Source organism: Streptomyces sp. NPDC057253 (assembly GCF_042669125.1).
Taxonomy (GTDB): Bacteria; Actinomycetota; Actinomycetes; order Streptomycetales; family Streptomycetaceae; genus Streptomyces.
In genome coordinates, this window is record NZ_JBHUXV010000205.1 from 1 (window position 1) to 10,226 (window position 10,226).

The 10,226-nt window shown below is 70.6% G+C and carries 9 protein-coding genes; 4 read left to right on the plus strand and 5 right to left on the minus strand.

Translation table 11 applies throughout. The features are described 5' to 3' along the window. Positions 1-57 precede the first annotated feature (57 nt). Genes ACFULQ_RS46660 through ACFULQ_RS46670 form a run of 3 tightly spaced genes read right to left on the minus strand, consistent with a single transcriptional unit; the run spans position 58 to position 3,166 of the window. Positions 58-1,512 (minus strand): aldehyde dehydrogenase family protein, encoded by a 1,455-nt coding sequence (locus ACFULQ_RS46660; RefSeq protein WP_383557223.1) that lies wholly within the window; start codon positions 1,510-1,512, stop codon positions 58-60. Then, a complete protein-coding gene (locus ACFULQ_RS46665) occupies positions 1,509-1,973 on the minus strand; it encodes a Zn-ribbon domain-containing OB-fold protein (RefSeq protein ID WP_383557226.1) in 465 nt (154 codons plus the stop codon). The genes ACFULQ_RS46660 and ACFULQ_RS46665 overlap by 4 nt, the downstream gene beginning before the upstream one ends. After that, positions 1,970-3,166 carry a lipid-transfer protein gene (locus ACFULQ_RS46670; RefSeq protein WP_383557229.1) on the minus strand — a complete coding sequence of 399 codons (1,197 nt, stop codon included), beginning with the start codon at positions 3,164-3,166 and terminating at the stop codon, positions 1,970-1,972. Before ACFULQ_RS46670 ends, ACFULQ_RS46665 begins: the two co-directional genes overlap by 4 nt. A gap of 244 nt (positions 3,167-3,410) precedes the next feature. On the opposite strand from ACFULQ_RS46670, the gene ACFULQ_RS46675 reads away from it, so the two are divergent. Together ACFULQ_RS46675 and ACFULQ_RS46680 are read left to right on the plus strand one after the other, a co-directional pair. Beyond that, the gene (locus tag ACFULQ_RS46675; protein WP_383557231.1) at positions 3,411-4,226 is read left to right on the plus strand and encodes a FadR/GntR family transcriptional regulator; all 816 of its coding nucleotides are present in this window, start codon (positions 3,411-3,413) and stop codon (positions 4,224-4,226) included. Positions 4,227-4,365: 139 nt separating this feature from the next. Then, positions 4,366-6,849 carry a CaiB/BaiF CoA transferase family protein gene (locus ACFULQ_RS46680; protein ID WP_383557233.1) on the plus strand — a complete coding sequence of 828 codons (2,484 nt, stop codon included), beginning with the start codon at positions 4,366-4,368 and terminating at the stop codon, positions 6,847-6,849. Positions 6,850-6,914: 65 nt separating this feature from the next. Here the strand turns inward: ACFULQ_RS46680 and ACFULQ_RS46685 are convergent, their stop codons facing one another. Then, positions 6,915-7,121 carry a hypothetical protein gene (locus tag ACFULQ_RS46685; RefSeq protein ID WP_383557235.1) on the minus strand — a complete coding sequence of 69 codons (207 nt, stop codon included), beginning with the start codon at positions 7,119-7,121 and terminating at the stop codon, positions 6,915-6,917. Positions 7,122-7,124: 3 nt separating this feature from the next. After that, a complete protein-coding gene (locus tag ACFULQ_RS46690; protein ID WP_383557238.1) occupies positions 7,125-8,258 on the minus strand; it encodes an amidohydrolase family protein in 1,134 nt (377 codons plus the stop codon). Positions 8,259-8,481: 223 nt separating this feature from the next. On the opposite strand from ACFULQ_RS46690, the gene ACFULQ_RS46695 reads away from it, so the two are divergent. After that, on the plus strand, positions 8,482-9,174 hold the full coding sequence (locus ACFULQ_RS46695) for a GltA (RefSeq protein WP_383557241.1): 693 nt from the start codon (positions 8,482-8,484) through the stop codon (positions 9,172-9,174). A gap of 107 nt (positions 9,175-9,281) precedes the next feature. Next, positions 9,282-10,052 carry an SDR family NAD(P)-dependent oxidoreductase gene (locus ACFULQ_RS46700; protein WP_383557244.1) on the plus strand — a complete coding sequence of 257 codons (771 nt, stop codon included), beginning with the start codon at positions 9,282-9,284 and terminating at the stop codon, positions 10,050-10,052. Positions 10,053-10,226: the final 174 nt, after the last annotated feature.

Consider the following 10,226-nt stretch of genomic DNA (forward strand, 5'->3'; position numbering starts at 1 on the left):
GGAGCGAACCGCTCCCGGGGCGCACGTCTGACCTCGGCACTCAGTTGTTCAGATGGTTCAGAGGAAGACCGCGCGCGTCTCCACGAACTCGTCGATGCCCTCGGGGCCGAGCTCCCGCCCGTAACCGGACGCCTTGAACCCGCCGCACGGGATGGCCGGGTCGGTGCCGATGGGGCTGTTGATGGCCACGGTTCCCGTACGGATACGCCGCGCGAACTCCAGGGCGCGCTCGCGGTCACCGCTGTAGACGGCGCCCGCGAGACCGTACCGGGAGTTGTTGGCGATCTCGACCGCCTCGTCCTCGTCCCGGTACGTCAGTACGGTCAGGACCGGACCGAAGATCTCCTCCTGGGCCACCGTCGAGTCGGGCGACACGTCGGTGATGACGGTCGGTGCGATGTACAGGCCGTCCTCCATCCCCTCCGGACGCCCGCCGCCGGTGACGATCGTGCCGCCCTCGGCGCGGGCCGAGTCGATGAAGCCGAGGACCCGGTCGAAGTGCTGCTCGTTGATCATGGGGCCGAGCTGGGTGGCAGGGTCGGCCGGGTCGCCGATGACGGTCTTCTCCAGCGCTGTCGCCAGGGCCCCCACAATCTCGTCCTTGCGCCGCTCGCTGACCACCAGGCGGCTGGGCATGGCGCAGATGGCACCGTTGTTGAGCGGCAGGACGAAGGCCAGGGATCCGGCGACCAGCTCCGCGGGCGCGTCGTCCAGCACCAGGGCAGCGGACTTGCCGCCCAGCTCCAGGGTGACCCGCTTGAGCGAGTCCGCCGCGGAGGCGGCGATGGCCTTGCCGACCGCCGTGCTCCCGGTGAAGGAGATCTTGTCCACCCCGGGATGCCTGGTCAGCGCCCGGGAGCCGTCGGCGTCGGTCGCGATGATGTTGATCACGCCCTCGGGCAGCCCGGCGCGCACCGCCGCGTCCGCCAGGTAGTGCAGGCTCAGCGGCGACTCGGGGGAGGGCTTGAGGATCAGCGTGCAGCCCGCCAGCAGCGCGGAGGGCACCTTGAAGGCGGCGAGCTTCAGGGGTGAGTTCCACGGGATGAAAGCGGCGACTACTCCGATCGGCACCTTCTCCACCAGCACCTTCGCTCCCGACGCGGCGGTGCGCTCCTCGGTGAGGTCGAGGTGTTCGGCGAGGCCGGCGGCATAGCGCAGGAACTGGGGGATGCCCTGGGCGCCGTCGCGGCACATGGCCACGGCGAGCCCGGTCTCGGCCAGGGCCACCTGGGTCAGCGGCTCGATGTCGCGTTCCAGTTCCTCCGCCAGCCTGATCAGGGCGGCGGCGCGCTCGGCGACCGTCATGCGCGGCCACGGCCCCGCGTCGAAGGCGCGGCGCGCGGCCGCCACGGCGTCGTCCAGGTCGGCGGCGCTCGCGAGCGCGGCCCGCCCGAAGACCGCCCGGGTCGCCGGGTTGACGACGTCCTCGAAGCGCCCGTCTGACGAGGGGCGCCAGGACCCGTCGATGAACAGGCCACGCTCGGTCACCGGTGCGGGATGGGTGGTGGTCATGCGGCGCTGCCTTCCTCGCCCTCGCGGGCCTCGGTGAGGGGACGGAAGACCGGAAGCAGCCAACCGTCCGAGACGGGGGTGAAATCCACGGTGAGTTCCATGCCGATGCGGACCTCGTCCGGATCGGCGTCGATCACGTTGCTGACGAGCCGCGCACCGGGCGCGTCCGGCAGGTCGACGACGGCCGCCACCAGGACGACGTCGTCGTCCAGGCCGCGGATGTTGCGTACGACGGAGAAACTGAACACGCTTCCCCGGCCCGACAGTTCGGTCCAGTCGATGTTCTGGGACTGGCACTCCGGGCAGAACGGGGTCGGCGGAAGCCGGAAGTGCCCGCAGTCGCCGCAGCGGGGGGCGACGAGCCGTCGCTCGCGGGCCGCCTGCCAGAACGGCTCGGTGAAGCGGTCGGTCGCGATGTGCACGCGTTCGGCGGGCAGCGCCCGGGACAGGACGGCGCTCATGCGGCACGCCCCAGGATCAGGCCGCTGACGGGAAGGGTCGCCGGTCCGCCGCTGACCAGGGCCAGCTCGGCGTCCGGAACCTGGTTCACGGCGGTGCCGCGCATCTGCTCCACGGCTTCCCGCACATGGGTCATGCCGATCACATAGCCCTCCGAGAGGTGACCCCCGTGGGTGTTGACCGGGATCGAGCCGCCCTTGTACCGGATGGCTCCGCTCTCCACGAAGGCGCCGCCCTCTCCCTTGGCGCAGAAGCCGTAGTCCTCCAGCTGCATGACCACCATGGGGGTGAAGTGGTCGTACAGCAGGGCGACGTCGATGTCCCCGGGGCGCACGCCGGCCTTGGCGTAGAGGCGCTCGGCCACGGAGGCGTGGCCGGAGGAGGCGAAGGTCTCCTCCGGCATGCCCATCCAGCTGAAGCCCCGCCCCCATTCGCGCCGGCCGCCGTGTGCCGCCGCGATGACCCGGACGGGCCTCTGACGCAGGTCACGGGCGCGTTCGAGACTGGTGGTGATCACGGCGACGGCGCCGTCGGTCTCCATGCAGAAGTCGTAGAGGCACAGCGGCTCGGCGATCATCCGCGCGTTGAAGTACTCCTCCAGCGTGAGAGGCGTACGGCGCAGGGCGGTGGGCCGCGTGAGCGCGTTCTCGCGGGTGGAGATCGCGACCTCGGCGAACGCCTCGCGGCGGGTGCCGTACATGTGCATGTGGCGGCGGGCCAGCACCGACATCAGGTGCCCGGGGCCGGTCAGGCCGGCCGGCTGGATGAAGGATTTCTCGGGCGTGGCGTCAGCTCTGCCGAAGACGCCCCCGAGGCGGAACTCGGGGAGCTGTTGCAGGGCCATCACACTGACGACGTGGGTGGCGTCACCCGCGACGATGGCGGCGCGGGCCAGTCCCACCGAGCCGGCCGAGCCGCCTCCGCCGGCCGTGAGCGAGGCGGTGAAGGTCACCTCGGGGATGCCGAGGGTCTCCATGAGGGACGCGGTCTCCATGGAGCGGCCGTATCCGCCGCCGGCCATGGAGTAGTACGCGAACCCGTCGATGTCCCTGACCGACAGGCCCGCGTCCTCACAGGCCGCGAGGATCGCCTTGCCCGCCAGCTCGGTGATGGTCTGCGGGTACGACTCGCCCCGCGGGTAGTACGGGGTTGCGCCGACCCCGACGATGGCAGTGTCGGGGGGCTGTAGGGCCATGGGGGCGCCTCTCGTTCAGCGGCTCCGTCGAAAGTCACCGACTTAGGATTCTTAGTTCACCATGTTCAGCGTCAGCGTAGTTCCCCGCGTGACCGGTGAGCAAGGGATCGTCGCTCAGTTGCGGCTGCCGGGTTGGATGTCACGCGTTCGCGGGAGATAGCTATCCTCGTCAGTGACGTAACCCAGGTGTCTGAGCGTCGTGCGGCGGACTCGGATCGCGGCCGAAACGGTGAAGGTGGGACTTATGGCGGGGACGGACGACCGGCGTGTCGACGGCGTGAACTGGAACAGTGCGGGAGCTGCGGCCGCCGTCAACGGTGTGCGTGCGCCGAAGACCGGTGAGCTGGTCGCCCGGCGGTTGCGCCGCATGATCGTCGACGGTGAACTCAAGAGCGGTGACTACCTGCCGCACGAGCCGGAGCTGCTGTCGCACTTCAACGTGTCCCGCCCGACCCTGCGCGAAGCCGTCCGGGTCCTCGAGTCCGAGGGGCTCGTGGAATTGCGGCGAGGCTCGCGCACCGGGGCCCGGGTGACGCTGCCCGGTCCGGAGGCCGTGGCCCGTCCCGCGGCGCTCCAGCTCCAGCTCGGAGGTGCCACGCTCGCCGATGTCTATGTGGCGCGCAGTGCGATCGAGCCGCCGGCCGCACGACTGCTGGCGCTCGACGGGGACGAGGAGAAGTACGCCGCCCTGGAGCAGGTGCTGGAGGAGGAGCGCGCCAACCTGGACGACGTGGAGCGGTTCGCCGTCGGTGCCGCCCAGTTCCACCTGCGTCTGGTCCAGCTCTCCGGAAACCAGACCCTGGGGATCATGGCGGGGATGGTGTACGAGATCATCCTGCGTCAGTCGCAGATCGTGATCCGCGCCCGGCGGGAGAACACCCCCAGCCTCAGCCGCCAGCACAACAACCGGGCGGTGCGCGCCTACGGAAGGCTGCTGGAACTGCTGCGCTCGGGTGACGGCGACGCGGCGGAGGCGTTCTGGCGCACGCATCTGGAGGTGGCCGATCAGCTGGTGCTGGCCGGCAGTGAGGCGACCAGGGTTATCGACATCCTCGAGTGACCGCCTCCTCGCGTTCCGTCCCCGTCCACGCGTGGCTCTTGTGCGACGTCTATTGACTCGCTTACATAGATAACTACGTTAGTGTTCTTGCGGGTCATGTCACCGGCGACGTGGAAGCCGCGGCGAAATGGGGCGAAAGATGAGCGACGCGGATGTCCGTCAGCGGGACACGGACGGCGGCTTCGGAGAGGGCCCGCTGGCGGGCATGGCGGTGGTCGACCTCTCGACGACCCTCCCCGGCGCCCTGGCCACGCAGTTCCTCGCCGATGCCGGGGCCGACGTGCTCTGCGTGGAGCAGCCCGGCGGCACCCCGCTGAGGTCCCGCCCCGGCTGGCCGGCTCTGGCGCGCGGAAAACGCAGTGTCGTACTCGACCTCCACGACCCGTCCGACCGCACGGCCCTCGACCGGCTGATCGCGGGAGCCGACGTCCTGGTCACCACCATGCGGCCGCAGGCCGCGGCCCGACTCGGCCTGGGAGCCGAAGCTCTGGAGGCCGTGAATCCGCGGCTGGTCGGCGCGGCCATCACCGGCTGGGGCTCCTCGGGCCCCTGGGCCCACCTCAAGGGCTACGAGGGGATGGTGATGGCGAAACTCGGGATGTTCCACGTCAAGCGGAACATCGTCGGCAGGCCCGGACCCGCCTTCGTGGCCGCACCGTACGCCAGCTGGGGTGCCGCCCAGACCGCCGTGCACGGCATCCTCGCCGCCCTCCTGGAGAGGGAGACCAGCGGACGCGGCCAGCATGTGGAGGCCGACCTCGTGCGGGGCGTCTCCACGCTCGACACCTGGAACTGGTTCACCGAACTGGTCGGGATCCGCTGGCCGGGCTCCTTCACCGTCGTCGACGCCTACACCGACGACGGCCGGCCGCAGTCCCCCATGGCCCTGGGCCTGCTCGCCGCCTACACGAAGGACGGCCGCTGGCTCCAGTTCGCCCAGGCCGGGCACGGTCTCTTCCGCGCGCTGATGGAGGAGCTCGGTCTGGGCGGGCGGTACGACGATCCCCGCTGGGCCTCGCTGCCCGCGCTCGACACCCAGGAACTGCGCACCGAGCACTGGGAGACCATGCTCGACAAGGTGGGGGAGCGCACCTACGCGGAGTGGGAGCAGGTCTTCGCGAGCAACCCCGACGTCAACGCCGAGGCCTACCGGACCGCTTCCGAGGTGTTCGAGCATCCGCAACTGCGCCACGACGGGCGGGTGGGGACGGTGCACGATCCCGACCTCGGGCCGGTCCGCCAGCTCACCAGCATGGTGCACTCGGACGGCCGACCGCTCACCCCGCTGAGGCCCGCGCCCCGTCTGGACGAGCACGGTGGGGCGGCGCGCGCCACGGTCGCCGACGACCCGGCACCCGGGGCCGACGGCGTGCCGGCGGCGCCCGCGTCGGGTCGGCTTCCGCTGGACGGCGTGACTGTCGTGGAGTTCGCCCTGATGTACGCCGGCCCCTACGGGTCGGCGCTGCTGACCGATCTCGGTGCCCGGGTGATCAAGGTGGAGAGCCTCGACGGCGACCCCATCCGCCGCGCGGTGGCCTTCCCTGAGGCCGGGGGAGCGAAGACCATGCAGGGCAAGGAGAGCATCTGCCTGGACCTGCGGACGGAGGCCGGACGTCGCATCGCCCATGAACTGGTCCGCCGCAGCGACGTCGTGCTCCAGTCCTTCCGTGCCGGGGCCGCCGAGAGGGTCGGCGTGGACGAGGCGACGCTGAGGGCGCTCAACCCGGATCTGGTGTACCTGACCGCCGCGGGCTACGGGACCGACGGGCCCTACGGACACCGTCCCGCCTATGCGGCCTCCATCGGTGCCGCCAGCGGATTCGCTCTGGCCGAGGCCCCCTATGTCACCGCGGTCGGCGGCGAGGTGGAGGAGGTCAGGGCGGCGGTGCCCCGGCTGTATTCCGCCGCGGCCCGCGCGAGCCTTCAGGCCGACGGAGTGTCGGCCCTCGGAGTCGCCTCCGCGATGCTGCTCGGTCTGCTCGCCCGCGCCAGGAGGACTCCGCTGGGTGGGCTCACGACCACGATGCTCGCCACCACGGCTCTTCCGCTCGCGGACTGGAACGTGGACTACGCGGGGCGTCCCCCGGCACCCGCGGTGGACTCGGAGGGGTACGGCCAGAGCGCTCTGTACCGCCTCTACCGTACGGCTGACGGCTGGGTGTTCCTCGCGGCGCCGACGCCGGGGGAGTGGACGGCTTTGGCCGCGGCGCTGGCCGACGAAAGGGCACTGGCCGACGACCCTCGGTTCGTCTCCGCGGGGCAGCGCGCCACGCATGACGCGGATCTGGCAGAAGAGCTGGCGCAGGTGTTCGCCCGGCGCCCCGCGACCGAGTGGGAGGCGCGGCTGACGGCGCTCGACATCGGCTGCGTCGCGGTGACCGAGCAGGCTCCCGAGGCGTTCGTGCAGACCGACCCTGCGCTGGCCGCCGAGTACGCCACCACCGCGGTGAGCCCGGTCTTCGACGAGCACCTGCGGATGACGCCGACGGTCCGGTTCTCCCGTTCGGCGACCCAGGCCCGGGGAGCGTGTCTGGCGGGCGATCACACCGACGCGATCCTGCGGGAACTCGGATACGACGAGGACACCGTGGCCGACCTGCGGGCCAGGGGTGTGGTCAGCTAGCCGCGTCCGCCCACGCGCATGAGGAGGGGAGGCCTGCCGGGCCTCCCCTCCTCATGTCGCCCTGCTCAGTCCAGCGACCCGGTGTGGACCCGGGCGAGCCGCAGGCCCTCCTCCCTGCTGGGCGCGATGACCTCCCACTTCTCGCAGGTGCAGGCACACAGGTAGTCGCCCTGGTCGCGGGGGATCACCGACTGGGCCATGCAGACCCCGGCGTCGCCCGTCACGTCGTGCATGAACTCGGTGGGGGAGTCGTACATCACGTTGTCGGACATGGCTCAGGCTCCCGCGGTGGTCGTCGGCAGCGGGGGAACCTCTGGGAAGAGCTCGGCGAAGGCGCCGACGGTGATGCGCTCCCTGATCTTCGGGTCGACGCCGTCGAAGAGACCGTGCAGCGTCTCCTGGGTGTGCCCGAAGGTGCCCTCCATGTGCGGGTAGTCGCTGCCCCACATGACGTTGTGGTAGCCCATGGACGAGGCGGCGGCCACCGCGGTCTGGTCGTGCTGGAAGGAGGCGTACACCTGCGAGTAGATGATCTCCCGCGGGGACCGCTTGAGCTTCGGGCGGACCATGGCGCTGTGCTGGCGGTACCCCTCCTCGATGCGGTCGGCGATGAACGGCACCCAGGTGGCACCGCCTTCCGAGACCAGCATCCTCAGGTTCGGGTGACGGTCCAGGGCACCGGAGGCGACCATCTTGACCACTGAGCGCTGTCCGCCGAACGTCGTCTCGGTGTAGTTCAGCACGGCCCCGCCGGGTCCGCGGAAGACGATGCCCGCGGTCCCGCCGGCGGAGAGGTCGATGGGGTCGGTGCCGATGTGGAAGGCCAGGACCATGTTCGCCGCCTCGGCGGCGGCCCAGAACGGCTCCCACGCGTCGTCGTTGTAGTCCTTCTGGAGCGGATGCGGCTTGACCGGAAGGAACACCGCCCGATAGCCCATCTCGGCGGTCCGCTCCAGCTCGCGGACCGCGTCGTCGACGTCGAGGGTCGACACCTGGGCGGTGGCCACCAGACGCTCGGACGCGCGGTCGATGGTCTCCCACGCCCAGTCGTTGCTGACCCGCAGCGCCTCGCGCAGCGCCTCCGGGGTGCGGAACGACGAGCTCCACATTCCCAGGGAGGGGAAGACCAGTTCGCCCCAGATCCCCTCGTTGTCGAGGTCCTTCATCCGCAGGGTCACGTCACGCGCGCCGGGCGCCCGGTTCGACGCCTCCCTGAACTCCTGGGCCGCGGCCGTGGGCATCTTGCGGCGGAAGGACATGCCGTCGATGTGCACCGTCTCCCACTGGCCGTCGGGGTCCTTGACGGTACGGGGCATCAGCTCGGCCAGTCGTGCGGGCATGTTGGTGCGCCAGAGGTCCTCCGGCTCCATGAAGTGCGAGTCGCCGGAGTTGGCCCAGATTTTCGTCATTCTTCTCTCCTGATGTATGTGCGGAGCCGGGCCTGCCCGGGGTGGGGCGGAGGTGGTGGTAGCCCTGGTAGTGAAAATGGCATTTTCAACGTTGCCCCTCACGGTGGCGTTTGTCAACGCACGATGGAGATCCTGACGGTGTGGCGGTGGGGCGGTTCTGGCGTAGAGGGAAAATGATATTTTCGATGCCCGAGTGTTGTCGCCGCAGGGAGCGTGGGGTGCGATGTCGGTCTTCTCCGTGATCACAGCCGTCCGCGAGGGCGGAGACACCTATTTGAGGGACACCTACGAATCGGTGGCCTGCCAGCGCCTTCCCCCGGGTTGGTCGGTGCAGTGGCTCGTCCAGGCCGAGGGGGACGTACATGCCAGGACACGGGCCCTCCAGCGGGCCGAAGGAGTGCTGACCCGCACCCTGGACGCCGGTCGTCTGCTCCCCGACGAGCACGCGTTGGCGCGTGACATCGAGGCTCTGGCCGCCCACTCCGACCTGGGGTGGACCGTGGCACCCGTGCTCGGACCGCACGCCGACGGCCGGCTCGCGCCCGGGTCGTCGGATCTCGCACCCGGCCGTCTTCCACCGGGCCTGCTCGCCGATCGCCTGCGAGCGGGTGTCCTGACGGCGGCGGAAGTCGCCGCCACGAGGTACACCGAACTCGCGGTGGCACACGGCGGCTGGACCGACCTCCCACCCTGGGACCGCGTGGGCCCGCTGCTCGCCGCGGAGGCGGTCGTGGACGGATGGGTGCAGGAGATGCCCGGAGAGGTCCGCAGGACGAACACGGACCGGCCGTTCCCCGATTCCGGGGACCAGCACGAGTCCGACACGACCACGCGCACCGCGTTGGTGCTCGGCCGTGCCGACGCGCTGCGTCAGCTGGGTTGGCGGTGGCGGCCCTCCACGCCTGTCACGGTCTGACGGACCCGCCCCGCGACGCGGCGAAGAAGCCCGCACAGGTCTCGCGGGCCATGCCACCGCGGCGACCCCCGACGCGCATGACACCCCTCACGAGGAGAGACGGACAGATGACGCACACAGCGAGCGGTACGGCGCCCGAGCAGTGGTTCGAGGGACGGGTCGCCCTGGTGACGGGCGGCGGCCAGGGCATCGGCGCGGCCATCTCCAGGGAACTGGCCCGTCGGGGCGCGGACATCGCCATCAACTATCACCGTGACGACGAAGCGGCCGGCCGTACGGCGGAAGCGGTGCGCGATCTCGGCGCCCGGGTGGCTCTCGTGCGCGCGGACCTCGGCGAACCCGGGGCTGCGGCCGACATCGTCGCCCGCACCCGTGTCGCCCTGGGGCCGGTCGATCTGCTGGTCAACAATGCCGCCTTCACACAGATCGTGCCCGCGGACCAGCTCACTGTCGGGACCTGGCGGAAGATGTTCGCCGTCAATGTCGAGGCGGCGTTCGAACTGACCTGGCTCCTGAAGGACGACATGCGGGAGCGAGGCGGCGGCGCGGTCGTCAATGTGTCGTCCGTCGCCGCCAAGCGCCCGGATCCCCACCTGATTTCTTACGGCGCTTCGAAGGCTGCCCTGGAGTCGTTCACTGCCAGTGCCGCGCTCGCACTGGTCCCCGACAAGGTACGCATCAACGCGGTGGCGCCCGGCTTCACCCGAACCCCTCGGGTGGACACGGTGGATCGGGAGACTCAAGAGGCCATTCTGGCGCGACTCCCGCTCGGCCGGGCGGCGGAGCCCGAGGAGGTCGCGTCCGTCGTGGCCTTCCTCCTGTCCGATGCCGCCTCGTACGTGTCGGGTCAGGTGGTCGCCACGCGAGTCGGGCCCTGACGCTTCCTCAACCCGGCGCCCGTACGCCGGGTTTCGGCGGCTCACACCGCCGACCGTCTAGCGGGTGTGGGTGGTGAGGCCGGTGAGGACGAGGGTGAGCCAGCGGGTGCGGTGGGGGGCGGGTTGGTCGGTGGGGGCGGTGGTGATGAGGAGGTAGATGTCGTCGACGGTGAT

Excerpts from the sequence above, each read along its gene's own strand:
- ACFULQ_RS46700 (WP_383557244.1), top strand. The coding sequence starts at position 9,282 with ATGACGCACACAGCGAGCGGTACGGCGCCCGAGCAGTGGTTCGAGGGA.
- ACFULQ_RS46690 (WP_383557238.1), bottom strand. The coding sequence starts at position 8,258 with ATGACGAAAATCTGGGCCAACTCCGGCGACTCGCACTTCATGGAGCCG.
- ACFULQ_RS46685 (WP_383557235.1), bottom strand. The coding sequence starts at position 7,121 with ATGTCCGACAACGTGATGTACGACTCCCCCACCGAGTTCATGCACGAC.
- ACFULQ_RS46695 (WP_383557241.1), top strand. The coding sequence starts at position 8,482 with ATGTCGGTCTTCTCCGTGATCACAGCCGTCCGCGAGGGCGGAGACACC.
- ACFULQ_RS46680 (WP_383557233.1), top strand. The coding sequence starts at position 4,366 with ATGAGCGACGCGGATGTCCGTCAGCGGGACACGGACGGCGGCTTCGGA.
- ACFULQ_RS46660 (WP_383557223.1), bottom strand. The coding sequence starts at position 1,512 with ATGACCACCACCCATCCCGCACCGGTGACCGAGCGTGGCCTGTTCATC.
- ACFULQ_RS46665 (WP_383557226.1), bottom strand. The coding sequence starts at position 1,973 with ATGAGCGCCGTCCTGTCCCGGGCGCTGCCCGCCGAACGCGTGCACATC.
- ACFULQ_RS46670 (WP_383557229.1), bottom strand. The coding sequence starts at position 3,166 with ATGGCCCTACAGCCCCCCGACACTGCCATCGTCGGGGTCGGCGCAACC.
- ACFULQ_RS46675 (WP_383557231.1), top strand. The coding sequence starts at position 3,411 with ATGGCGGGGACGGACGACCGGCGTGTCGACGGCGTGAACTGGAACAGT.